At 41.7% G+C, this 22417-nt stretch carries 28 protein-coding genes; 5 read left to right on the forward strand and 23 right to left on the reverse strand.

Annotation, left to right across the window (positions count from 1 at the left end; genetic code table 11):
- Positions 1–24 precede the first annotated feature (24 nt).
- Genes BEN74_RS05140 through BEN74_RS05155 form a run of 4 tightly spaced genes read right to left on the reverse strand, consistent with a single transcriptional unit; the run spans position 25 to position 3382 of the window.
- Positions 25–2742 (reverse strand): toprim domain-containing protein, encoded by a 2718-nt coding sequence (locus tag BEN74_RS05140; protein ID WP_068911243.1) that lies wholly within the window; start codon positions 2740–2742, stop codon positions 25–27.
- A gap of 13 nt (positions 2743–2755) precedes the next feature.
- Positions 2756–2935, reverse strand: a complete 180-nt coding sequence (locus BEN74_RS05145) for a hypothetical protein (protein ID WP_068911242.1) — start codon at positions 2933–2935, stop codon at positions 2756–2758.
- 5 nt (positions 2936–2940) lie between these two features.
- Positions 2941–3174 (reverse strand): hypothetical protein, encoded by a 234-nt coding sequence (locus tag BEN74_RS05150; RefSeq protein ID WP_068911241.1) that lies wholly within the window; start codon positions 3172–3174, stop codon positions 2941–2943.
- A gap of 13 nt (positions 3175–3187) precedes the next feature.
- Positions 3188–3382 (reverse strand): CopG family transcriptional regulator, encoded by a 195-nt coding sequence (locus tag BEN74_RS05155; protein WP_086374277.1) that lies wholly within the window; start codon positions 3380–3382, stop codon positions 3188–3190.
- Positions 3383–3465: 83 nt separating this feature from the next.
- Here BEN74_RS05155 and BEN74_RS05160 point away from each other — a divergent pair, with 83 nt between their 5' ends.
- Positions 3466–3816, forward strand: a complete 351-nt coding sequence (locus BEN74_RS05160) for a hypothetical protein (RefSeq protein WP_068911340.1) — start codon at positions 3466–3468, stop codon at positions 3814–3816.
- 44 nt (positions 3817–3860) lie between these two features.
- Here BEN74_RS05160 and BEN74_RS05165 read toward each other — a convergent pair whose 3' ends face one another.
- Positions 3861–4439 carry a hypothetical protein gene (locus BEN74_RS05165; protein ID WP_228200397.1) on the reverse strand — a complete coding sequence of 193 codons (579 nt, stop codon included), beginning with the start codon at positions 4437–4439 and terminating at the stop codon, positions 3861–3863.
- Between the two features lie 3 nt (positions 4440–4442).
- The gene (locus BEN74_RS05170; protein ID WP_086374276.1) at positions 4443–4646 is read right to left on the reverse strand and encodes a hypothetical protein; all 204 of its coding nucleotides are present in this window, start codon (positions 4644–4646) and stop codon (positions 4443–4445) included.
- 324 nt (positions 4647–4970) lie between these two features.
- On the opposite strand from BEN74_RS05170, the gene BEN74_RS05175 reads away from it, so the two are divergent.
- Genes BEN74_RS05175 through BEN74_RS05190 form a run of 4 tightly spaced genes read left to right on the forward strand, consistent with a single transcriptional unit; the run spans position 4971 to position 7597 of the window.
- Positions 4971–5717, forward strand: a complete 747-nt coding sequence (locus tag BEN74_RS05175) for a hypothetical protein (RefSeq protein ID WP_068911240.1) — start codon at positions 4971–4973, stop codon at positions 5715–5717.
- 2 nt (positions 5718–5719) lie between these two features.
- On the forward strand, positions 5720–5935 hold the full coding sequence (locus BEN74_RS05180) for an excalibur calcium-binding domain-containing protein (RefSeq protein WP_068911239.1): 216 nt from the start codon (positions 5720–5722) through the stop codon (positions 5933–5935).
- Between the two features lie 22 nt (positions 5936–5957).
- The gene (locus BEN74_RS05185; protein WP_228200398.1) at positions 5958–6977 is read left to right on the forward strand and encodes a hypothetical protein; all 1020 of its coding nucleotides are present in this window, start codon (positions 5958–5960) and stop codon (positions 6975–6977) included.
- Between the two features lie 29 nt (positions 6978–7006).
- Complete coding sequence (locus tag BEN74_RS05190) at positions 7007–7597, forward strand: hypothetical protein (protein WP_068911238.1); 591 nt, start codon at positions 7007–7009, stop codon at positions 7595–7597.
- 22 nt (positions 7598–7619) lie between these two features.
- On the opposite strand, the gene BEN74_RS19315 is transcribed toward BEN74_RS05190, so the two are convergent.
- The 17 genes from BEN74_RS19315 to BEN74_RS05270 all read right to left on the reverse strand — a co-directional run bounded on the left by BEN74_RS19315 (position 7620) and on the right by BEN74_RS05270 (position 22380).
- On the reverse strand, positions 7620–7772 hold the full coding sequence (locus tag BEN74_RS19315) for a hypothetical protein (protein ID WP_162898141.1): 153 nt from the start codon (positions 7770–7772) through the stop codon (positions 7620–7622).
- A 3-nt stretch (positions 7773–7775) separates the two neighbouring features.
- Positions 7776–8135 carry a hypothetical protein gene (locus BEN74_RS05195; RefSeq protein ID WP_100249729.1) on the reverse strand — a complete coding sequence of 120 codons (360 nt, stop codon included), beginning with the start codon at positions 8133–8135 and terminating at the stop codon, positions 7776–7778.
- Positions 8128–8397: an ogr/Delta-like zinc finger family protein gene (locus BEN74_RS05200; RefSeq protein WP_086374275.1), complete on the reverse strand. Its 270-nt coding sequence runs from the start codon at positions 8395–8397 to the stop codon at positions 8128–8130. Before BEN74_RS05200 ends, BEN74_RS05195 begins: the two co-directional genes overlap by 8 nt.
- Before the next feature lie 185 nt (positions 8398–8582).
- The gene (locus tag BEN74_RS05205; RefSeq protein WP_068911237.1) at positions 8583–10070 is read right to left on the reverse strand and encodes a contractile injection system protein, VgrG/Pvc8 family; all 1488 of its coding nucleotides are present in this window, start codon (positions 10068–10070) and stop codon (positions 8583–8585) included.
- Positions 10070–10495, reverse strand: a complete 426-nt coding sequence (locus BEN74_RS05210; RefSeq protein WP_068911236.1) for a phage tail protein — start codon at positions 10493–10495, stop codon at positions 10070–10072. Before BEN74_RS05210 ends, BEN74_RS05205 begins: the two co-directional genes overlap by 1 nt.
- A gap of 12 nt (positions 10496–10507) precedes the next feature.
- Entirely contained in the window at positions 10508–13441 is a 2934-nt protein-coding gene (locus tag BEN74_RS05215; RefSeq protein ID WP_068911235.1) for a phage tail tape measure protein, read from the reverse strand.
- The gene (locus tag BEN74_RS05220; RefSeq protein WP_253170007.1) at positions 13438–13506 is read right to left on the reverse strand and encodes a GpE family phage tail protein; all 69 of its coding nucleotides are present in this window, start codon (positions 13504–13506) and stop codon (positions 13438–13440) included. Before BEN74_RS05220 ends, BEN74_RS05215 begins: the two co-directional genes overlap by 4 nt.
- 59 nt (positions 13507–13565) lie before the next feature.
- The gene (locus BEN74_RS05225) at positions 13566–13949 is read right to left on the reverse strand and encodes a phage tail assembly protein (RefSeq protein ID WP_068911234.1); all 384 of its coding nucleotides are present in this window, start codon (positions 13947–13949) and stop codon (positions 13566–13568) included.
- Between the two features lie 70 nt (positions 13950–14019).
- Positions 14020–14535, reverse strand: coding sequence for a phage major tail tube protein (locus BEN74_RS05230; RefSeq protein WP_068911233.1), 516 nt, complete (start codon positions 14533–14535; stop codon positions 14020–14022).
- A gap of 21 nt (positions 14536–14556) precedes the next feature.
- Positions 14557–15729 (reverse strand): phage tail sheath protein, encoded by a 1173-nt coding sequence (locus BEN74_RS05235; RefSeq protein ID WP_068911232.1) that lies wholly within the window; start codon positions 15727–15729, stop codon positions 14557–14559.
- A 104-nt stretch (positions 15730–15833) separates the two neighbouring features.
- On the reverse strand, positions 15834–16118 hold the full coding sequence (locus BEN74_RS05240) for a phage tail protein (protein WP_068911231.1): 285 nt from the start codon (positions 16116–16118) through the stop codon (positions 15834–15836).
- Between the two features lie 10 nt (positions 16119–16128).
- The gene (locus BEN74_RS05245; protein WP_068911230.1) at positions 16129–17469 is read right to left on the reverse strand and encodes a phage tail protein; all 1341 of its coding nucleotides are present in this window, start codon (positions 17467–17469) and stop codon (positions 16129–16131) included.
- Between the two features lies 1 nt (position 17470).
- Positions 17471–19903 (reverse strand): SGNH/GDSL hydrolase family protein, encoded by a 2433-nt coding sequence (locus BEN74_RS05250; RefSeq protein WP_068911229.1) that lies wholly within the window; start codon positions 19901–19903, stop codon positions 17471–17473.
- Positions 19903–20502 (reverse strand): phage tail protein I, encoded by a 600-nt coding sequence (locus tag BEN74_RS05255; RefSeq protein ID WP_068911228.1) that lies wholly within the window; start codon positions 20500–20502, stop codon positions 19903–19905. The genes BEN74_RS05250 and BEN74_RS05255 overlap by 1 nt, the downstream gene beginning before the upstream one ends.
- Positions 20499–21413 (reverse strand): baseplate assembly protein, encoded by a 915-nt coding sequence (locus BEN74_RS05260; protein ID WP_068911227.1) that lies wholly within the window; start codon positions 21411–21413, stop codon positions 20499–20501. The genes BEN74_RS05255 and BEN74_RS05260 overlap by 4 nt, the downstream gene beginning before the upstream one ends.
- A complete protein-coding gene (locus BEN74_RS05265) occupies positions 21410–21754 on the reverse strand; it encodes a GPW/gp25 family protein (RefSeq protein WP_068911226.1) in 345 nt (114 codons plus the stop codon). Before BEN74_RS05265 ends, BEN74_RS05260 begins: the two co-directional genes overlap by 4 nt.
- Positions 21754–22380 carry a phage baseplate assembly protein V gene (locus BEN74_RS05270; RefSeq protein ID WP_068911225.1) on the reverse strand — a complete coding sequence of 209 codons (627 nt, stop codon included), beginning with the start codon at positions 22378–22380 and terminating at the stop codon, positions 21754–21756. The genes BEN74_RS05265 and BEN74_RS05270 overlap by 1 nt, the downstream gene beginning before the upstream one ends.
- Positions 22381–22417: the final 37 nt, after the last annotated feature.

Consider the following 22417-nt stretch of genomic DNA (forward strand, 5'->3'; position numbering starts at 1 on the left):
TTTTTCCTTGGTTAAGTTTTGGGATTAGTCCCGTTGTGAATTTGGTTTTTCAAAAATCCAGCAGCGTTTGGTGGTACTGGTAATTTTGCTTTGAATGGCTTTATTGGCTTCGACAAAGCGGTAATGCAGGCTGTGGCGCAATGCGTTTTGCAGCTCATTTACTTCTGGCAATGAATAGCGATAATCCGCTGCGACCTTGTATAAATGGGCAAAATTGATGGCAAACAAGTCTGATTTGGCCGAGTGATTGACTACACTGTCATGGTGTTCAGGATTGCGAATTGAATCCTCCATTTCTTCCACCGTGTTCCAGAAATTCTGAACAATGACTGAATCTGATTTCAGGATCTTGTCGCGGGTTTGAGCCATGGCCAGCAATTCTGCATGAACCTGTTTTTGCACCTGTACCGGTACTGCAACAATGTGCTGACACATGGCATCGAATAAAGCCATGAGCTGTGCATGGTTATGCACCACACGTGAACTCTGGATGTTGAATTGTTCCTGGTGTAAAAATGCATCATGTTTTTGCAGACAGAGGTTATAGCTCTCCAGGACTGCTTTTTCTTTGTTTAAACACTGCAAAATAAACTGGCTCACATGCTCATGTTCATACTTTGAAAGTCTGCGCGATGCATACAGGCTATCTTTAGTGAGCTGATCCTTTACAAATCCAACATGAACAATACGTCCCATGATGGCTTCAGATGCCAGAACAGGTGCATTCTGGCTGATGATTAATGTCCCCATAAAAGGCGGTTCATAGGTTTCATTACCGCCATTTTTTACCCCTTGCGCCCCCAGTGAACCACCGTCATACAAGGTTTTGCACATATCCCAGTTGAACTGTTTCGATGCGCTTTCGCCCTGGCGATCTGATTCAATTAAAATCACCGGCAAGTTGGAAACCTGTCTGAATGTACGAGTCAAACCCGCTTTGGACGTTTTGGTCGGGTCTACCCCTTCATAATTGATACGGCCAAACAATTTCCATAAAAATTGCAGCAAGGTTGATTTACCGGTACCCGGTTCCCCGACAATTTCAATAAATGGAAATGACTTGTGTACCTGGCGGATCTGCTGGGCATACAGGCTGCCGAAAAATGCGGTGAGCGCGATTAAACCTTTGACACCATAAGCATCAATTAAATCTGTGCTCCATGCATTCTGGTATTCCGCCTGATTTGCATTGATATCCAGCGTGAATGGTGCACGGCTTTTTAAATTGATGTTTTTAGGCAGTTCAAAATAGTCTTCATTGTTAATTTTGAACTGTTTGCCAGACTGATAAGCCAGTTCACCCAATACATAGGTTTTTAGGTCACTGTGATAGCCAACATAGTTGATGAGTTGAACCCGTTTAATGTCTTCAATCCATTTTTCGAGTAAACGGTCAAGCTGGGTACCATTTCCGGTATAAACCACACCTGGTGCAACGGCCAACAAGCGTTTTTTGAACTCTGATGCTGCAGCAAGCTGTGAACCGGTAAATGTGTTTTTGACTGACTTTTGATTGCGCGGAAAGTCGATGTTGAAGTAATACCAGGCTTCGTCAGTTTCATCGCTGTACTGGTAATACAATGCAGTCGGCTTGCAGTTAATGATTTTGGTGACATTGGCTGCAGCATGTAGAGCTTTATCACGACGATCTGCCTGTGCTTTTTCCTTTTCTTCTTCTAACCAGTCTTCGTTCTTGTCTTTATCTTCGAAGTTGATATCTTTCATGTACTCGTCGTACTTGTCGTTATCTAACTTGAACCAGAACACCTGATTATTAAAATCGAACGGAAAAGTCTTGGTACCATTGCGCTTGTAGATAAGTATGCCTTTATCCACAGCTTTTTCGGCAACCAGCAAGGCACCATAGTATTTATAGGTTTCGAGGTCACTGAACTTGAGACGATCTTGTTTATACAGGTCATTCCAGTCGTTCTTTTTACGGCCAGCTGGCGGTAAAGCTACTTCACACTCAAAACCATCGGCAATTGCCTTTTCGATATTATGAAAAATACCGTCATGCCCTGCCTTGTCATTGTCAAAAGCCCAGACCAGCTTAGGTAAAGGCAAATTACCTTCTGCACATTTCTGTTTGATGTGGTTTAAAAATATGAAAGGGTAATAACCATGCCCTGCAGATAAGCAGCTGAAACTGGTAATCCCCGATAGCCATAGTGCGATGGTGTCGAATATGCCTTCAGTGATCCAGATTTCTTTGGATTCAATATAGTTGGTATTGGGTGTTAACCAGGAATGCCCTTGTGACTTCCAGCCTTTTTTGTATGTGGTTTTTGGCAATACACCCTGTTCATCCAGGATACGTTGCCACCAGCCATGATTGCCGTCTTCATCGGTAATGGGGAAACGTAAAGTCGTTGAGCCGACCTGAAGTTCAAAGTCTTTGAAGTATTCTTGAGAATACAGACCTTTTAACTGGTCAATGGGTAAACCACGACCTTCGACCAGATAAGCATCTACCGTTTTAGTTGGATTTTCCTGAGTCGGTTTAAAACGTTTTTCCCACTTTTCAAACAGATCTGGATAAATGTCGCGGATATAAGTCGTTTCGCCACATTTATTGTTGCGTGGGCAATGAATCACCCACGGTGATTCAAGGCTGGTCCATGCTTCTTTTTGTGAACAGCTTGGGCATTTGCCTAGACGTAGTTTGTCACCACGTTCTTTAAATTCAAACTCTTGTTTTAAGCGTTCGACCACTAAAGTCTGAGTTTCTGGGAACATCATTTATAAAAACTTCCTAAAACAAATGCCGTTTACTTTTCAGTTCTTGTCCCGCCAGTTTTGCAAGCATTTCCTGAATACGCTCTCTGGCAAGGAACTCAATAGTTTCTTCCATGCTGGATAAGCCCAGCATTTCCTGTGTTTCTTCTACAATTTTCTTCTCTTGATCGCTTAGCGTTATTTCCTGAATTGGCATTCGGTTCAGCTCCTAGAAAGGTGATCTTCCGCGCCTTTCTTCAAGTACTGATCCAGATTAAATTCTTCCTTAACGTCTTCAGCGATAAGCGTTGCAAGAGCCTGTTTCATAACCAGTTGACGAAGAATGACTCCGATATTTACACCCGTGAGTTTTGACACTGCGATAAATAAATCGGCTTCTGAATCGGTAAGATTGATGTTGTAACGGTTGTCACGTTTTTGCTTTCTTAAGGACATAAAGCATTACTCCTTATTTTTTTTCTGAAGTCTGTTTGCCCAGGAAATAAGTTTGGGCAATGATGCTGGAACGGCTCACATCGGCTTTTTTCGCCATTTTATCGATGGCGTCTACTTCATCTTTAGGTAGATAAACGATGCACTGGACACGACCGCCGGTGATCTTTTTAGCTCTCGGTCGATTTCGAGGTGAATTTGATGTACTCATACAGTATTCTTACGGTTATAGTGATGTGCTACAAATCACTATAGCATAAATTTATGTTCTTTCAATGCCTAAAGGTTAAATATATGTCCGAAAATACAGAAAAATTAGCTATCGAAATATCGGGAAGATTCAAGGAAGAACTGGAACGGAATGGTTTAAAGGCAAAGTCGTTAAGCCGGGAAATAGATGCCCATGAAAATACGCTAGGAAATTACGTTAGAAACAAGGTGCCGGATCAGTGGGTATATCTGTCCAAACTGCACCAGGAAGGTATTGATATTCGCTATGTATTATTGGGTATTGATCCGGACTTTAGCGGACTGACCAGTGAAGAAAGCCTTTTATTAAAGGCATATAGACAGTTAAAACCGGAAGCGCAGGAAGCTTTGTTAAATTTAAGCCGTGTGATGGCGATAGATACAGAGAATAAGTAATGGGAAGTCAATAAAAAGCCCACTTATGAAAGTGGGCTTTTTGGTTATTTCTCTAACCTTGACTGCACCTGCTGCAGCTTATGTTCCAAGTCCATCAATTTATAGATGAGATCTGTAGTTTGATACGTGACATCTCTATTATTGGGTGCTGCCTCTAAAGACTGTCTCCAGATACGAAGTGTGCTAAGTGAACAATCAAGTGACAATTCAGCTTCATTTTGTGAAATTTCCATTATTTCCCCCTGGGCAATTTGATTTAATTGAAATTGCCAAACCGTTACTTCGGTATTGTTCCAGATGGGGCTGGTAATAATATGTTCTCCATTGAATTTAGGATAGATGAGGTCCGATAGCGACTGTTTTAACATTTTTATATCGATAGCTTGATCTGATTGATCATTTTTTGCCAGCTCATTGAGCAGGTCATTAATCTGGTCCGGACTGATGGACAGATGGCCCCTGGCTGTGTCGTGATTAAATGAAAACTGCGCCTGGACACAACGGTCAACAATTTCAAATAACTGTTTGCACAGCATCAGACTTTTTTCAGTTTTGGCTTTTACCCGGTCAGCAATAGGAACATAGGGAATAATGTTCTGGTTGATTTGTTCTGAATTCTGCATCGCTTAGCCTCCCATAAACAGCATTGGGGAAACAAATAACACAGCACAGCAAAAAGTCAGCGTTTGAATGAGATTTTTACGGAATCTGGCGAATTTATTTTGTTTTTGGCGTTCTAGATAAGCACCCATGTCATAGATTGGGGTGTGCTCCGGTGCCGGAGTAATTGGTGCAGGTGTACGAGTACGGACTTGAATCTGTCTTTTCATGACGGAAACTCTCTTTTGAAGGTTTTAAACCCACCGCCATTACTTCCTACGGTAATGGTGGCAGACCGAACAGGGGTAGGAATACCGTCCAAAAGAGTAAACGGCCAGTCAAAGACTGCCCTGCCCGATCTACCATAACGAGTATAGCCGATCAGACATTTTAGGCAAAAAAAAGCCGCATTGAGCGGTGTTTATTTGCTCTCTTTTGAATTTAAACAGGTTCCTACGCCTGTACGCAGATTTTGCTGCGCTTTTACATATTGCTCGATAGCACATCACTATGTCAATATAGTGATGTGCTATTTTTAATAAGTTTCTGACTTTATGAATAATTTAGAAGATAAAAAAGTATCAATCCCATTAGCTATAGGGATTTTTTTAATTCCTTTAATTTTTGCTTGGTTTACTTTAAAAAAAGGATATTCAACCAAAGCACGTGTACTTAGTTTTGGATGGTTAATCCTTGGATTTATTGCATTTGCATTAATGCCTACACCTCCAGGTCAAACGAATAGCACCCCAAAAGCTGAAGTTGTAGAAAAAACCGAAGCTGAAAAAACGGCTCTTGCAGATGCTGAAGCCGCAGAAATTCGACAAAAATTTGAAGCTAGAAAAGCTGAATTAGCAGAAGAAGACAAACCACATTTTGAATGGCCACGAGTTGACTATACCAAAGCTGTGGCAAAGATTGCTTCAATGGATGATCAATCAATCCTAAAGGCTGTAGCTAAACCGATTATCGAAAAAGAAGATATCACAAATGAAAATGGTGAACCCGCAACAATTTATTATTTCAGTAAAAATTTAGTCAATGGTTTAGATATAGCTCTAAGCCGCGAATTCATTGATGTAACTTGGAGATTTGATGAAAAAGATCCAGTTAAAGCTACCGATGCATTTAATGATGGACAGCAAATTACGCGGGCATTATTGGGTGGAAAAGAAGGTTCAAATCTTTATGAAGCAATCGCTAAAGGGCAAAAATTCGATACTTTGCATTTAGAAGATGGTACTGAAATTAAGAATGCGCGTTGTGGGTCAAGTGTATGCAGATATCAAATTGTGAGATAAAAATGAAAAATTTAGTTTTATGTATATCTCTCGCCTTTTGTTTCCCATCTATGGCCTTCGCAAAATATTGCAAAGACTTTAAAACCCATCAAGAAGCGCAAGCCTATTTCAATGCCAAAAAGCCGGGATATAAGCGTCTAGATCGGGATAAGGATGGCAGTGCCTGCGACTGTTTACCGGGTGGAAACGGTAAAAAATGCCCTAAGAGTAAAAAATAAGTAATATTAAGGAACCAGATATATGTCAATTTGTGCCACCTATCATCAACTCACTGCATCAGTAGAATCACTCATTCAAGGTAAACCTAAAGCTATTGCTACCATAAATTTATATGAGTATTTTCAAAAATTAGTTGAGTGGGGTTATGTCGATTTTAAACGTAATTTTTTGAATGATAGATTTTGCGGATTAATTTCGGATGTGCATTTTGATGATGCTCTGAATGCAGTCAAATTTGTATTTATCATTGCTGATGCGGAAGCTGAAAATCAGGTTGCACGTAACTTAGAAACCAATAAAACACGACCTTTAAAGAGAAATAAAAATGAGGGAGCAGATAAAAGAGTAAATGTCGCGATACAAGTTGATTCATCCAATCCTGCCATAGCTAAGGTTGCTCTAGAATATGAACGAGGCATCACGATAAAAAAACTTATTGATACTTTAAATTATTTCTTTAGCCATGCAAGAAAACATGGTGGTTTTGAAAGTTACTTTATTGGTGATGATCCAGTGGAACGCTATCAAAAAGCACCTAGAACTGGGCAACCAAAACCTTTAGCTTATAAGCCAAAATTAGAAATTAAGGCAGAAGTTGACCCAAGTATTATTAAGGCTTTCGAAGATGGAAAAATTCAGCACGTAGATTTTTATAAACAAGCCCAAAATAGTACAAACTTTGATGCTACTGGACATTTTAGCCAGGATAAAATTAAAGTTTCAATGAAAGTAGATACTCAAATCATCAGTGATACTTCCACATCATTTTTGGATAAAGCCGCTGATGTTATTGGTACTTTTGCCCTGTTTAGAAAAGGCCAGCCAGATATGCAAGGCTCAGTTTTTACAATTAATTTTAAAGATGAAAATGGAAGCCCTCGTACTGCGGAATATGATGCTGATGATGAAGTTTTCCGTTTAGTCAAGAAAGAATATTTCCCAGAAGAACTACGACAACCTATGTCGGAAGAGGATGAAAATGGTGAGAGTCCTGCTCGTACCAATATTAACCTATGTGATAGAATGTTAGCTAAAATATAGTCGTCCTACCTATAATTAAGGAGGTAGTTATGCTTGAATTAATATTTAAGCCATTAAACTATCTTAGTATAAGATGGGATAATGGAATAATTAATAAAACTCGTTTTGATTTTATTATTCCTTTATTAATTGCATTTATAATAAGTGCCATTATGACCTTTTTATGGTTTAAAATTGGCACTGATAAATCTAATATTTTTACCAATGATCTGACATATTATTTAATTTGTTTTTTACAGACAATGCCAGGGTTTTATATCGCTGCTTTAGCTGCGATATCGACTATCAATAGTACGACTATGGATCAACCAATGGCTGGTGATCCTCCTAAAGAAAAATATGTTGAATATAATCCATATAAAGTTTTTTGGATTGAAATGAATAGAAGAAGATTCTTAGCACGATTATTTTCTTATCTAACATTCATCAGCATCGTATTATTTTGTTTTTTATTAATTATCCGATTTTCATATAGTTTAGAGATTAAAGTTTCTTCATTATATGCAGTTTATATGACTTACTTTTTTTCTTGTTTAGTTGTTATTTTTTCACTTGTACAGTTAATAATGATGACTTTTTTAAGTCTTTATTACTTAGGTGAAAGAGTACATAAAAATTAAATCCCTCACTAAGAGGGATTTTTTATAATTTAGATATATAAGTACCAGCTAATAATTTACGGTGATGATGCTGTTTTGCTTTCAATGTTCCTTCTTTGTCTAAATCCCAGCCAATATACCAGCCATTTTCTAATATTCGCCTAGAATCTCCCCATAAAATAAAATTGATATCCATCTCTTAATCCCAACTTGAACTGGATGAGGATCCGCTATCATAACTCGATGAACTTTCTAAACTGCTTGATGAGCTGTTGTCATGAGATGAATTGCAGTGTGATGGGCTGGAATCAAAAATTCGATATTCAGAAGAACGTTCAATTCGACACGGTTCAGAAACATCTGAATGCTGCATTTGATTGATGTTTTGCTGATGCACAGCCAATAAGGCTATATCAGTGTTGTTGTTATAATTTGTATGTTGAATGGAACGTGTTGCGGGTAAAATTGCTGCCCGTACCTTTAATTGTTCAGCTTTACAGTTGCATTTAACTTTTGATGAGAAAAACCAGCGTCGATTGCATATAGAACATTTAGCCATTTTCATTATTCTCCATATTTTCATCATTTGCTGCTTTTCGTTCTGTTAATTCTTTAATGGTTTGTAGTTTTACTTCTGGATTTGGCTTGGCACTGGGTGATATTTCATGGGTAATTTCCAATATTGCTGCTGCTGAAAAACTGCAGTGATAATTATTGCATTGCAAATAGATATTTCTTAGTAAGGCATGGACCGATCTGCTGCTTCTTATTGACATACCAGAACTGCAATGGGGGCATTGATAACTTGCGCTTCTTGCCATAAAAACGTCCAAAGAACATATATTTATCCATTATATTTATTTAGGTTAAATATTTGTTATTTATTTTTAATTTTTATTACCAGCTCTTGATGGGTAAATTTTACAAAGGCTAAGGAAATAGTAGGTAGAACCTTTTTACTTGAAATTCTCCCTTATTTCCTTTTAGCCTTTATTGCACTATTTCCTTATTCAGTATCGCTTTTGACCTGTTGAATCATATCCTTTTTGGCATTCAGTCGTGGCATTTCACGACTGAGTGCTTTTTCAGCTGCCAGTTTTGATTTATAGACATGGTTCAGGATTTTCGGATTGGACTGATCACCTTTGGTCAACCAGTGACGGGTTTTTTCTTTGCCGACGGTATATTGCGTTTTTAGCCCGGTATAGGGTTTGATTTCCAGCTCATTATGGGCAGAAAATTTACCGGTTTCCGGATCCAGCAAGGCAAACTCACGGTCAAGTCTGGCTTGCGCTGCTTCTTTACTGACGTACAAATAAGTGAAATGCTTCGGATTGGACTGGTCGCCTTTGGTCAGTGCAACGGCTTTATCACCCACCTGGTAATAGACCACGACTCCGGTCCATTTTTTGTCTTTTTCCGTTTCAAACTGGTCTTCAAACAGTTCTGCCACGTCATCTGCATCCGGAAAGAAAACTTCCAGCTCAATGGCTGTCGTAAAGCCGTTATCTGCATCTAGCGTATGCACAAGTCTGGTACCCAGCCAGTAAATATCATCAATCTGTTCTTTTAAGCCATCAAACAAAAATGTCATTTCCGGGATGAGCTCAGGCTTTCCCAGGGCAAGGGTATAATTGAATGTGACTGCAGTACGTTTGAGTTCTGCCAGTTTGGCCTTGGCAGCCAAGGTCGCGGACTGTTTGTCCTGGTGAATATGGCGGAGTTCCTTAATATTCTGGTTACTGGCATCGCCATAAACCACTTCAAGTTTTTTTGCCTTTTCAGCATCATAATACCAGGCCCGAACTGCGGTAATTTCTTCCCCACCGTCGGTATCACGATAGCTATGGTTATCGCCCTGCTTTCTGGTAATGAGGAAAGTCGGCAAGCTTTGTCCGGATACCGTTTGTGCAGCACCTTTAGGCATAAACAGCAAGGTGCCATTTTTAACCGATGCCAGGGCATCATGCTCGTCCGCCAGCCGGGTGAGCAGATTGGCATTCGATTCGTTTTGCACCAGGTTAATAATTTTGTGCTGACCAAGTGATTCATGCACGTTTAAATCCAGTTCATGTTCAAAAGCAATAACCTGCAGCACAGACAGAAGCGTAACGTTATTAAAGCTGCGTTCTTTTTTCTGTTTGAGACCAGACTTCAGGTCGGCACTGGTGGCGCGAATGGTCAGTACATCCGGTGCACCGCTATGCTCCACCTCTTTAACGGTATATTGGCCCTTATAAACCAGGCCTTCATTGCTCCATCCGAGCCAAGCCTGAATGACTGCCCCTTTAGGTGGAAGTTCCAGTTTGCCATCATGGTCGGACAGTTGAATTTCAATAGAATCGGATTCAAAACCACGGTTATCTGTGATGATCAGGCTGTTCAGCCGTTCAATTGCACGCTGGGTAATATCCTTTCCATCGACCAGCACTCTAAAAATGGCATGCGGATAGCTGTCATCCAGTTTGTCCGTAATTGCAGAGACAATACTCATTAGAACAGGCTCTCCGCTACTGCACCCATTACTCCGGTAATGAGTGAACCTGCAGACTTCGTTTTACTCAGTTTCAGGCTGAATTCGACTTTGCGTGGTTTACCATTTTTAAAAAAGTAGGTCTGGGTTTCATCGACTGAATCGAGTTTCCATAGCCCGTAAATTTTTCCGTTACCGGCAATGAGCGGAAAGGACTTTCCGGTATTGCCCATTAAACGCAATGCGGTCAGGGACAGTTGAGACCCGAACTCCGGAACAATGGATCCATCCAGGGTAATGGTGTCTTCACCCGGACCAAGGTACTGGTATGCCGGAGCTTCTCCAACGCGAGAATTGCTGGCATGCCGCCAGCTGGTACTACGTTGCAGGCTTTGATAGGTGGCTGTTGGTATTGAAAATACGAACATGCCGAAGATCATCATCATTATGTATTTTCCTTATTCTGAGTCGTGATAACTGTCGCGTACACGTTGCATTTTTTGACGCTGACGCTGATCCAGCATATTGGCGACTACCTGTGCGATCTGCTGTACAGACTGTCCAGGCTGGGCATGAATGTGCATGGTGATGGTATCGCCCTGGATAATGACTTCACCACGGCCAGCTGCTGCCGGTTGAGCATGTGAAGTTTTGATTTTAGCCAGTGCCGGTGCAACGTTAATTTTTTGCATCAAGCCTGAAATGTTCGGGTTGAAGATACCCAGCACGTCTGCAAACTTGGTTTTAAGATCCGGGAAGCCATTTTGCAGACCTACACCCAATCCACTCATGATATGACCGCCTAACCCTGCCATGACACGGGATGGACTATGGATGTCCATTCTTTTTCTCATGAAGTCTGGCATATAGGAGTTAACGGTTGCCCAGATGCTTTTAAGTTTTTCAAAGCCCGTTTTAATGCCTTCAATTAACCCCTGAATAATATTGCTGCCAATACTCATCATGCGGTCTTTTAAACTACCCAGATAAGTAAATATCTTATTCCAGCCATCTATAATCTTTAGCAAGATCGGATTTGTTTGAATAGCTGTTATCAATCCATTCCATGCACTTATTACAGTTGCCTTAATGCCATTCCATGCATTACTAGTAGCTTCTTTAGCTGATTCCCACTTTTGGGCAAACCATGCACCAATCGGGGCAAAAAAAGTAACTATCGAGGCCCATGCACTGGCTGCTCCTTCTTTCATGCCTGACCATAGAGAGCTGAAAAACGAGCTGATACTCGACCAGTTTGCAATGATTGTTCTTGGGATACCAATCATTGGCAAAAGCAAGTTCAAAATTGGATTTGATGCAAATGTTGCGTCTATACCTTTAATAATATTTTTAATAAAGGTTACACCAGTATTAAAAGCATTTTTAACCGATGCCCAAAGCCCAATAAAAAATGTTTTTATTGGAGTCCAGTTGCGATAAATCAGATATGCAGCAGCTGCTATGGCAGTGATGGCCAGTAGAATCGGATTGGCCAACATGAGTCTTGCTACCCACATGAATATATTACCCAGACCCATCACTGCTGCTTTTGCAATATTAAAAACCATTGGCAATAAAGAGAAAGTCTTCGAAAATACTGCTGTGGTACCGGTAAACGACGCCATGACCAGCCTTAGGCTGAGCATGCCCAGGATAAGCGGTGAAAAGACCGCAAGTGCACCACCAATCACCACCAGACTAGCTGCTACACCGAGTAAACCTACACCCAGCATTTTGGCTAGGGTTGGATTGCGTTCCATCCAGCCATTAAAACCTTGAAGTGCGCTAGTGGCTGTTTCAATGGCTTTGGTATAAACCGGCAGAATGGTGGTACCAAACTTGAGATAAGCATCATGCAGGTTGGCTTTGGCTTCAATTTCTTTACCCGTGGTGGTCCCCATGGCTTTGGAATTAAGCTGATCAATATTGTCCGCACCGGCATTTAACTTGGCATTCTTATGGATCTGGTCACGCTGCATGTACATTTGAGCAAATAGATTGGATGCAGTCCGGTTGGTGAAGATACTGCCCATGGCATCGATAATGTCGCCTTCTTTGGTGATACCTTTAGACTTTAATTGCGGTACCAGTACCTGTTCCATCCATGCAAACTGGTCCTTTTTAAACAGTTCTGCCCCTTTAATGGCCCCTACATCTAGGAATGATATCTGCCCGGATTTGTCATGCTTAACTTTGCTAGGATCTGAAATTAGACCAAGTCGCTCCAAGTTATTTGCTGCACGTTTGGTGGTACGTCCCTGGTAAACGTTTTGATAAGCCGACATCATGGCTGTACCAACACGGAAACCACCCATTTCCTGCACCAATGGTTCCAGTTTGTAGTAAAAGGCTTTGTTATCGATACCCTTGGCAGCAATACCACCAGTCTTGATGACGTTGAGCCATTCTTCTGCCTGGACACGCCCACCGGTTGCGGTAATGACCTGTTGAATGATATTGGCTTGTTCATGGAATGCTTTTTCACTTTTTAAGCCATTCCGCATTTCGATGACTTTGAGCATGTCCATGAATTTTTTTTCATTTTCTGCACCGCTATCGCCATACATGGCTTCATTGGCAAATTTCATTTTTGCCAGGGTTGGGGCCACCATTTGGGCATGGTGTACGTCAGCAAATGCCGTTACACCATCACGCACCAATTGCAAGTTGTCCAGGGTTGAAGTACCAAAAGTTTGCATGGCTTTGGCATATTGCACGGCTTCTTTAGTCGCTTCTTTGCCTAACCCTAGTGATGCGATGCGGTTTTCCTCCACATCCATGCGTTTGGTTTCATCAATTGGCTTACGCATGGCGTACATGACACCGACACCGGTGGCAGCTGCACCGGCACCATAAGCAGCAGCCGTTCTGGCATTAGATGCAATTTTTTGATGACTTTGCTGCATGCGGTTTAAGTTCTGCAGGTTCTTTTTCTGCTTGTCGATTTCAGTATTGGTCCCCTGAATTTTATTTTTCAGATTCTCCTGGTGCTGTGCCAAATCTGTCGACTTTAAACCGGCCTGGTTCAGCTCCTGACGTAATGCCATCAGCTTGGGCTTTCCTTCAGTGATAACCTTGTTTAAACGACGTGCTTCGGTCTCGGCTTTTTTAAGTTCAGCCGATAACTGGGAATTTGGATTGCGGGATAGCTGGTCTTTGAGCGATGAAATCTTTTTATTGGTTTTATCCAGTTCCTGAGTGGCCTGTTTCACATCCTCCTTGAGCTTTCTGAAGGTTGCGATTTTATTTTGCTGGCGTTCCAGGTCTTTTAACTGGTCATTGGTTTTTTTTAAAGCCTTGCTGGCAGCATTACTGCTGCCGACAATGACCTTTAAAGCGGGGCTAAGTTTGTTTTTTGCCCCAAAAATGACTTCAAGTTTTAACGCTTTCATTCGGCATCTGATCCATTTCGTTCAATGGCTTTTTGATGCCATTGCATCAGTTCTGTAAGTGACATGCTTTCATAGGTTTGTGGTGGCCAGTTAAAAACCACCGCAATATTGGCAATGGCGTCTTCTACTGTTGGAGTGACAGTTCCGCACGCACTGATTTCGGTTGCAAAAAATAGATCACCGCTGCACCCAGCTGAACGATATCTGCAGGTTCAACCGCACCACTATTAAGCAGGCCCTGTGACAATGTTGGTGTGGTACATAGTGGCAAGATGGTACAAATGGAGTTCACATCACCATTTAGGATTTCAGAAATACGGATTTTTCGCAGTGCAGGTACGCTTGGTTTACGCACTTCGATTTGAGTAAATTCTGTATTGCCAATTTTGATGGGTTCATCCAGGTCTACAATCTGGATGTCCGGATTTTCGGTAATCAGTTTCTGGTTCTCAATTTGATCCGGAGTCTGTACCTGAGCTTGTTCTTGATTGCTTTCTTGATTTTGCATTGCATATTCCTTAAAGAAAATTTAAATAAAAAAACCTTCTGCAGTACGAAACCACAGAAGGGAAGGAAAACTAGTGACCAATATTGGCGCGGTGTTTCTCTAACAGATCCACACCGTTGACGATTTCAATCATGTTCGGAATATCAATTTCGACTTTAACGACGCCATCGATACTGAGCTTGTAAGCTGACCAGATGGTTTTCATGGATGTTTCAGTGTCGTCCCCGGCTTTCTGGTTGCCGAAATCAATTTCTTCATGACGACCACGAACAATAATTTCGACTGCAGAGGTTTCGCCTGTGTCATCACGCTGGTATGAACCGGCAAAACGCAGCATGTGTTCGCCTACCGTTGCAGCACCAAACTGTTCAATTACCAAGGCATCGATACCGCCAAGCTTCCAGTTGAACTCGGTAATGTCATCGCCTAGACCTAGATCGATTTTGACATTGCCGTTCATGCCACCACCACGCCAGTCCTCAAACTTGCGGACCAGTTTTGGAATGGTGACTTCGCCTGTCTGACCAAGGTAAGAATTACCTTCGTTAAACAGGTCCATCAGTTTTAATTTTTTAGGTAAAGCCATGTGCTGTTTTCCTTATGTTTTCTATGCTGTCATACGTGCAGCAAAGTCACCTAGGTAACGATCTGTAATGCGTGAACGTAGGGTTAAATCTTCAAGTGGTGGTACTGGGGTAAAGTCATAATCCAGCAGCAAGCGACCTGATTTGAGTGACTCTTTTGAGTTTGCAGAAGGATCGAACCAGCATTGGGCATCGATGATGTAGCCCTGGCCTTTCAGGTCACGGAATTTGGCATTGATGCCTTCAACGATGTCACGTGCCAGGCTTGGATGAAGTGGCTTGTCGACTGCCCACATGTGCCCTTCTGCCATGGTGTCTGCCAGGATCTGAGCAGTACGGGTATAGTTTTCAAAGGCAAATAAAGGATCGGCCGAACAGGTACGGGAACCCCAGAAGCGGAAGCCATCACGCTGAATTAAGGTGGTGATTTCGTTTGAGTTGAGGTAACCGGCATCGGTTTCCATGCTTTGCAGCTGCCAGAACACATCTTTTGAAATGCCGGTAACGCCATTGACTGCAACGTTGGACAGGGTTTTATGCCAGCCGGTGTCATTGTCGATTTTGGCACGTAGGCCCAATGCTCGAGCAGTTGCTTCAAAGGTCGTGGTTGATGAGGTTACAGTGTTCCAGCCCAGGAAGTCTGGCCAGATGATCATGGTTTCGCGGGAACCAATGGCATCACGATAAGCAGCTGCTTCTTCTTTGGTTTCACAGCCATTTGCCGAAACGTAAACAAAGGCACGCAGTTTTTCTGCAATACCGCCAAAAGCTGCGGCAACTGCTGCAGTATCCAGCCCTGGTGCACCTAAAATACGTGGTTTCACTTTGAGGTTTTGTTCAGCCGTCAGCAAAGCTTTCATGCCAGTGTATTTACCGTTGACCTGTCCACCAATGACTGCGGTGGTTTGCTCTGCCTCGGTTTCTTTGCTTGCCACACGCACGACAACGACTACTGCATTGGTCTGGTCTGCAATGGCCTGTAATGAACGTGCCAAGGTACCTTGAGTCCCTGCTTTTTCAACTGAGCCTTGTACGTCAGTTAAAAGTACTGCTGTGTCTAATGGAAATACCAAGGGATCTGCATCTTCTGCAGTTGCGACCATGCCAATGACTGCAGTAGAGACAGTACGGATGGGACGGGTGCCTTCATTGAGTTCTAGAACCCGGACACCGTGGAAATATGAATCTGTAGCCATAAAATTAGCCTGTGATCTGTTGTTTTATATACAGATGACAGGCTTACAAAATGGCTTTTTAATTGCGATGGGATACTGTTGTATTTCGGCTTTTTACAACAATATCAGTTTTGATTGATGAGCTTTAACACGTCCGGATTTTGTGCTAAAAATTCCGCCAGCTTTTCTTCTGGTGACGTTTCCTGATGAACCTGTGGCTTTTGGATGAGTTCCCATTTGAAGCCATTCCAGCGTGGCCACTGATCTTCTGGCCATTCAGTTGGCGGTGCAGTTTCGACACAGCCTGCCGGCAATGGAAATACACCAGGTTCAAGTGGTGATTCATCTGCCACTGTTTTACCGACAAATAGTCCAGAATAGTTAGTTTGATACACTGTAATCTGATTCATGGTTTACTCCTTAGTAGCGGATGCAGGCAAGAACAGCAATGTTGCGTGGTCGTGTTTCTGATCCAAAACTATTTTTAGTGTATACATCCTGAATAATTCCGTTATATGCACCATCACCCCCGGCTACTCGATACATCAAGCCATTGTAATGTGTAGCATCAAATGCTGTTTCAATTGGATGACTATGTGATTGAATGTCTTGTCCTTGTTTTGAACCAACCTGTCTCCAAGCATCAACACCTCGGCCATCGTCTGCATAGCGAGGAAACTCACCACGTGCTTCTGGAACGTTGAACGTGCTTACTCCATCCCCAGCACCATAAGTTGTGCCAATGGCTGCAAAAAGATCTGCATAAACAGCACGTGAATATGCAGCCCCATTACATTTTAAAAGACGATATCCAGCTGGAATATGCGGTGATGCTAATGTAACAACCGTTCCAGGGGGACAGCTATTGTATTTAGCTTCATCAAAACTCATGACACCCAGATTTTGACGTGCTAAGGGTTTATTGGGTACGTCAGATAAATTCAGATTTTGCGCCAATGGGTAAGGTGCAGCACCAAGCGGTTCATTCTGAACGATCAGGATTTTTGCATCCGGATAGGCTTTGCCTAATGTGATGCGTGTGTCTGACGTTGCCAGCCATCCATCTGCACCGGTTTTATTGGTAATGCGTTCGCCATTGATATACACCGCTGCACCGTGGGTGGTGGTGGTGCTGAGGTCTACAATAAGCTGATCAGCTACCAGTGACTGTTCTTCTTCAATGGTGTTGACGAAAACATCTGCCGTTCCCGCATCATCCCAGAATGTATCGCCATCGGTATTGGATTTTTTCTTCAGCACCTGGCCAATGGTACCACCCGGGAACATGGTTGCTGGTGTGAGTGTATTCAGGATCCATTGATGTGTGGCAATAACTACGTTCGGGTCAAAGTTCAATTCAAGCACTTCAGGGTTTGAAATCATGAATGGGATTCGATAAACCGAATCTTGCGTAACGCCTTCATCAAGTGTCGGTTTGTAAACTTCAGGTGTATTGCCGACCAGTACCATATTGCCATTACGGTCAAACAAGGCAATTTCACGTACTACAAAGCCTTCCACGGAAACAGGGATCAGCATTTCAGCCGTGTATTTATTCTCATTTTCAGGATCCTGAAAAATACGGTTGACTGTACCGCGATATTTTTCACGAATTAACTGAACCATAGATTCGCTTGGTGTCATCTTATTACCACCGCCATCACCCACGGCAAAATGGGTGATTTCGATAGTGCGCTGTTGGCTGACTGCCTGGGAGACTAGAGTTAAGCCGATTGACGTGTAGATTGTTTTATAAGTCATATTATTCCCCGAAGCCATCAGCTAAACGCACCAGTTCATTTTGTCGAATTGATTGGGCCTGTGCGGTTGATGCGGTATGTGCAGGCATCATAATTACAGGTTTAACTCCATTCGCTAAGCATCTTTCAGCAATCCATTTGAGATTTAATTCCCATTCATTAAAGCTGGCAGTTCTTCCATTTATACCACCCAATGATTCAGCTTTATTTGCGAACATTTTTTCAGGATCAAAGTCATAGAAGGTATTAGATGGATTACCAATACTGTTATTGTCGTTAATGCCAAAGTTAATTACGCAATGGGTTGGTTTAGGTGACATTGTTAGTACTGCATCTAGCCAATATTTTCCCCATCTTGTTGTTTGTCCTCCAAATGCGTAACTGTATGTCTCGACATTTATACCTTGGTTCGCTAATTTTTCTTGAATACGTCGAGAAATCCAGTGTGTGCCATTAGAAATATAACCAGTTGGATACATAGCCTGGTATTTTGTGGCTAAATTTGAAATAGGATATACGTAGGGTGTTTCACCAATTGTTGATGCAACCGGGTAGATACCCCATGAATCCATTAAAAATACAATCACGTCACCATCTTTGAATAGCGTATCTTTCGACGTTTTAGCAGACTTTTTATATGCAAAAATACCGCTCAATGCTGCGTAAGTCGGGACTGATGATTCGCAAGTAATGCGAATTTTAATTATTCCACCACGTGCAAAATCAACAAATACTGAATGCACTTGACCAGCTGCATATGCAACATCATGGACTAAAGCAGAATCATTAAAAATCTGTAATCGAGCCTTACCACTGGTTTTATAAGTTTGACTATCGACGCTTGAAATATATGATGCATCGCGTACAGCTAGAGGAATTTCGATAAATCCATCTGAGCCTTGACCATTAAAACTTATTTCAAAACCATTACCAGCCACACCATCGATAAGATTATAAGCTCTCGATAAATATTGAGTATGCGGATTATCTCCAATATTTATATATGAATCCTTCGGATTACTCATTGCACAAATTTTTGCTAGATTCGTTGTTCCTGGCGTATATCCACCATTTCCAGCTGTACCAACCTTAGTTACAGGAATCAAAAGCTGTGATGCATCAGAATTATAAATATCGCTATTATTCCAAGCCAAATAGCAACAAAGTGCTGAATTAAACTTGAAAATTAAATTTTCTGATTTCTTGTAACTATATTTCTGAATAGATTTTAAAACATAATCTGCCAAGCCTTTTGTTCCGAATAGTGTTAAATGCTGACCATTTGGAGAATCATGCATTGTTTGAACTTTAGATGGATTATTGGGCAAACTTGGTGAAACTGTAATATTCATTCCGTTAATTTGAAGTACCGCATGACTTGTGTAGCTATCTGACACTGAGTCGTATACAACACATGCACTACCATATACAAATGCCGTGGGATCGGAAACAGTCATCACATTTGCTGATACACGAGCAGTCACATCTACAATATTGAAATTATTAGGTGTAGTACCTGATCTTGTATATTGGAATGTATTTACGAAAAATGGGCTATCTTGATCTGTTATTAGATCTAATTGACTAATGATTGAATTTTGATTAGCCACAATAATATCTTGCTTATTAATGACATTAATTATTGTCTGATCTAAACCATTTCCATCATAAATCACTTTATTTGCATCAACATTTGGCGTGTGCTGAGTAATAATTTTTTTGACTTTTTCAATTGCATAACCTGATGATTTTAAATATGCAGCCTGTCTTGCTTGTGTGTTATAAGCTGAGATTCTCAAGTAACGTGCAGATTCTGGTGCAATGAAAGTTCTGAGACTTAGACTAGTCTGATCTTCACCAAAAGCTGAAATGAAGTTCTTATTTACATCATACCAAGCATGACTGGCATTAACTGTCACGTAGCTATAAACATCGTACGACTCACCCCCGATTACAGGAATAAAATCTGACGAATCAAAGCTTGCTCCACTGGCTTCTTGACCAGTCGTTTTTTGAATAAACTTATTTTTCACTGTAAGTAATGCTGCTGCAGCGTAGTTTGTGAAAAATTTATTTGTATATTCTTTTGACTGTTCGAGTGGATCATTTTCACTTTTAGAGAGTGTTGAGCCATTCCAACGGTTTGAGCCCTGATTCCAAGAACCGGTTCCAGTTGAATTAATTTCGTTAATTATGACTGTACAATTTAAAGGTAGTCCTGATTTAGCAAGGTTAAATTCGGCATAAGTTCCAAACTCATAATGTCCTTGCACAATTTCAGATTTATTGGCTTTTTGCTGTTGCAAATATTCTGTACGTGCCAGAAATACTTTGGCATGTTCATTCAAATTACCATCTGGGCCACCACTTGCAAACTCATTTCTATCAAGTTGTCGAGCAGCTGGCCAGCCTGGTTGTACTTCTAAATTTGGCATTACATATCTACTCCATTCATTTTCTTTGTACCATCTAGTTTCCAAGTGCCATCTAAATAAAGACCGCCAGCTGCCCGTGTAAATTCAGTGTCATGACCTGCCTGTGTCATGGCATTGACTTGTAAATTTGATGGACTTTCAAGCACCATAGTTGTATCAATTAGATGAGAACGTAAGTTTTTATAAGCACGAACGACCTTAAATAATTCTCTGTAATCGGTGATCGATACACTGTCTTGATTGGTTTTGATGAGCAGCTTGAATGTGTATGGCTTGCCCATTGGCACCATGTTGAACCATTCCTGAACAATCACCGGAAAGCCCAGGGAATTCAGTGCCACTTCTAGTGCACCCGCTGTTCCTTTGATGCTGTGGTTGTAGAGTGAAGTCTTTATCACTTGACGTTTTTTTGATTCAGTCCAGTTTTTATTCCAGATATCGACAGAGCGTTCCCAGGCTAACCATGGCAGTACTTCTGCTGGTGCATTGAGTGGATCGTTAAAGCTACGGATATTCAGTTCTACATTTGAGACACGCGCAAAAGCATTCTCAAACTTCATTTCAAATTTTGTGGCATTCGGTGGCAGCAATTGACTCATGCGCTAACCCTCGAAATGTTGATTCCGGTGCAATAAGCAACCTGACCAATTGAAGTATCGATATTTCCTGCAGGTGAAATTAAATTGACCCGGCTGACACCAGGCTGATGCAGTGCCTGGTAAATACCAGATAAAGAAACACCACCAGTGAATGCATGAGATTTTTTGCTGTATTCATCGGCTGCTTTATAACAGCTGTTTAGAACGATATTTTCATCTGGACCTTCATCAATAAATATTTCAGCTTCAATGCTGTAATTCAAAATAGATGCAGAATAGATGATTGGCCGGTCAGTCAAAGGTCGAATGGATTTGGCATTTAATGCTGCAGTCACGATATTTAAAAGATCTTCGGATGCAGTACCATCGCCTTCTGTTGAAAGCACATAAATATTGCAAATGGCAGTTGGATGATTGTTTTCATCCAGCGGTGCATAGGGATAAATGTCTTTGACCCGTGCATCTGCATTCAGACCATGAAAAATATATGAACCTTCACTGCCTGCAGTGGTTTGGCCTTCCGGTGCCAGCTGGACACGTTTACGCAAGGACTCATTTGATTCTTTAACTTCTGGAGTTGTATCCGTTGCCGGACTGATAATCCGTCGTGAAAGATTGCGTTCAGCTGCTTTGTGGTCGAGATCTGCACCTTCAGCATAAGCAAGCAAAACTGCACGAGCCTGGTTATTGGCATCCTGACGGACCAACATTTCACGATAGGCAAAGGCTTGTGCCAGTTTCATGGCGGGATCCGATTCAAGCAGGTCAGGAAACTCTGGATCGACTTCACGCATTTTCTGATAAAAGTCGTCCAGACCTTCTTTTAAAATAATTTCGAAGTCGATCTGTTTCACCACATCGGGTGGTGCAAGTAAGGATAGGTCGATGGCTGTAGATGAGTTAATGCTCATGTTAAAGCTCCAACGAGTAAAGGTATGTTCATATTTAAGCTTTGACCGGATTGGACGATTGTTCCTTCAAGATTGAGGACCGTTTGCCCTTGATTTACTTCGCTGATATAAAGCTGGCTGATCTGGATACGTGGTTCCCAGCGCAAAATTGCTGAATAAATGGTGCTGTAGCATTTGAGATACAGTGCTTCACTGGTGGGTTGATCCAGTAAATTTGCGACTTGTGTTCCATACTCACGACGCATGAGTCGTGAGCCAATAGGCGTACTAATAAGGTCTTCAAGAGATTGGCGAATATGGTCTAATTCGCTCAGCTCAGTCCCACTATGACGTGACATCATTACTGCGGTCCTCCAGTCGAACTTGGACCTGGTTCAACACCTGAATGTGTATGTTCTTTTAGGCTGATAGATCCAGCGGTGACATTGGCTTCTGTACTGAAATGACCAGATGAATGACTGCTGCCCTGGACAAGTTGACTGCCACCAACAGTATTGTTTCCGGTCATTGCAATACTGCCATTGACCTGGACATTGCCATTGATAGTGGTATCGCCATTTACCGTTACACCACCTGGTGCAGTAAGAATGGCTTTACCGCCTGCAGGTAAGATTGCGGTCAACTCATGACTGGAAACGTCATAAGTAAAAATGCAGCCATCTTCAAAAATACGGATGGTTTTATTCGGGTCATCTGAAGGAGACGGATTATCTGCATTGTTAAATCCGGCAATGGCCACCCCCATTTCCAGTACACCGGATGGACTTAGCACCATGACTTCCTCACCAATACTTGGTGGATCCCATGTTTTGGTTTTTCCTGCCCTTAAAGAAAGAAAACGAAGTTTTGCAGTCGTAATCTCGCCAATGGTGACGGTGACTGTCGTAAATGGTTTAGCCGGATAAATGGCCTTGATTGTTCCGAAGCGAATCAGGTTTTCAAGGCGTCGATGTAGTTCTGCGCTCATGCTGCAATCGTGTTGCAGTCATTTCCTTATTGCATGT

It is taken from the genome of Acinetobacter sp. WCHAc010034 (assembly GCF_001696615.3).
Lineage (GTDB): Bacteria > Pseudomonadota > Gammaproteobacteria > Pseudomonadales > Moraxellaceae > Acinetobacter.

Excerpts from the sequence above, each read along its gene's own strand:
- BEN74_RS05140 (WP_068911243.1), bottom strand. The coding sequence starts at position 2,742 with ATGATGTTCCCAGAAACTCAGACTTTAGTGGTCGAACGCTTAAAACAA.
- BEN74_RS05145 (WP_068911242.1), bottom strand. The coding sequence starts at position 2,935 with ATGCCAATTCAGGAAATAACGCTAAGCGATCAAGAGAAGAAAATTGTA.
- BEN74_RS05150 (WP_068911241.1), bottom strand. The coding sequence starts at position 3,174 with ATGTCCTTAAGAAAGCAAAAACGTGACAACCGTTACAACATCAATCTT.
- BEN74_RS05155 (WP_086374277.1), bottom strand. The coding sequence starts at position 3,382 with ATGAGTACATCAAATTCACCTCGAAATCGACCGAGAGCTAAAAAGATC.
- BEN74_RS05160 (WP_068911340.1), top strand. The coding sequence starts at position 3,466 with ATGTCCGAAAATACAGAAAAATTAGCTATCGAAATATCGGGAAGATTC.
- BEN74_RS05165 (WP_228200397.1), bottom strand. The coding sequence starts at position 4,439 with ATGCAGAATTCAGAACAAATCAACCAGAACATTATTCCCTATGTTCCT.
- BEN74_RS05170 (WP_086374276.1), bottom strand. The coding sequence starts at position 4,646 with ATGAAAAGACAGATTCAAGTCCGTACTCGTACACCTGCACCAATTACT.
- BEN74_RS05175 (WP_068911240.1), top strand. The coding sequence starts at position 4,971 with ATGAATAATTTAGAAGATAAAAAAGTATCAATCCCATTAGCTATAGGG.
- BEN74_RS05180 (WP_068911239.1), top strand. The coding sequence starts at position 5,720 with ATGAAAAATTTAGTTTTATGTATATCTCTCGCCTTTTGTTTCCCATCT.
- BEN74_RS05185 (WP_228200398.1), top strand. The coding sequence starts at position 5,958 with ATGTCAATTTGTGCCACCTATCATCAACTCACTGCATCAGTAGAATCA.
- BEN74_RS05190 (WP_068911238.1), top strand. The coding sequence starts at position 7,007 with ATGCTTGAATTAATATTTAAGCCATTAAACTATCTTAGTATAAGATGG.
- BEN74_RS19315 (WP_162898141.1), bottom strand. The coding sequence starts at position 7,772 with ATGGATATCAATTTTATTTTATGGGGAGATTCTAGGCGAATATTAGAA.
- BEN74_RS05195 (WP_100249729.1), bottom strand. The coding sequence starts at position 8,135 with ATGGCTAAATGTTCTATATGCAATCGACGCTGGTTTTTCTCATCAAAA.
- BEN74_RS05200 (WP_086374275.1), bottom strand. The coding sequence starts at position 8,397 with ATGGCAAGAAGCGCAAGTTATCAATGCCCCCATTGCAGTTCTGGTATG.
- BEN74_RS05205 (WP_068911237.1), bottom strand. The coding sequence starts at position 10,070 with ATGAGTATTGTCTCTGCAATTACGGACAAACTGGATGACAGCTATCCG.
- BEN74_RS05210 (WP_068911236.1), bottom strand. The coding sequence starts at position 10,495 with ATGATGATGATCTTCGGCATGTTCGTATTTTCAATACCAACAGCCACC.
- BEN74_RS05215 (WP_068911235.1), bottom strand. The coding sequence starts at position 13,441 with ATGAAAGCGTTAAAACTTGAAGTCATTTTTGGGGCAAAAAACAAACTT.
- BEN74_RS05225 (WP_068911234.1), bottom strand. The coding sequence starts at position 13,949 with ATGCAAAATCAAGAAAGCAATCAAGAACAAGCTCAGGTACAGACTCCG.
- BEN74_RS05230 (WP_068911233.1), bottom strand. The coding sequence starts at position 14,535 with ATGGCTTTACCTAAAAAATTAAAACTGATGGACCTGTTTAACGAAGGT.
- BEN74_RS05235 (WP_068911232.1), bottom strand. The coding sequence starts at position 15,729 with ATGGCTACAGATTCATATTTCCACGGTGTCCGGGTTCTAGAACTCAAT.
- BEN74_RS05240 (WP_068911231.1), bottom strand. The coding sequence starts at position 16,118 with ATGAATCAGATTACAGTGTATCAAACTAACTATTCTGGACTATTTGTC.
- BEN74_RS05245 (WP_068911230.1), bottom strand. The coding sequence starts at position 17,469 with ATGACTTATAAAACAATCTACACGTCAATCGGCTTAACTCTAGTCTCC.
- BEN74_RS05250 (WP_068911229.1), bottom strand. The coding sequence starts at position 19,903 with ATGCCAAATTTAGAAGTACAACCAGGCTGGCCAGCTGCTCGACAACTT.
- BEN74_RS05255 (WP_068911228.1), bottom strand. The coding sequence starts at position 20,502 with ATGAGTCAATTGCTGCCACCGAATGCCACAAAATTTGAAATGAAGTTT.
- BEN74_RS05260 (WP_068911227.1), bottom strand. The coding sequence starts at position 21,413 with ATGAGCATTAACTCATCTACAGCCATCGACCTATCCTTACTTGCACCA.
- BEN74_RS05265 (WP_068911226.1), bottom strand. The coding sequence starts at position 21,754 with ATGATGTCACGTCATAGTGGGACTGAGCTGAGCGAATTAGACCATATT.
- BEN74_RS05270 (WP_068911225.1), bottom strand. The coding sequence starts at position 22,380 with ATGAGCGCAGAACTACATCGACGCCTTGAAAACCTGATTCGCTTCGGA.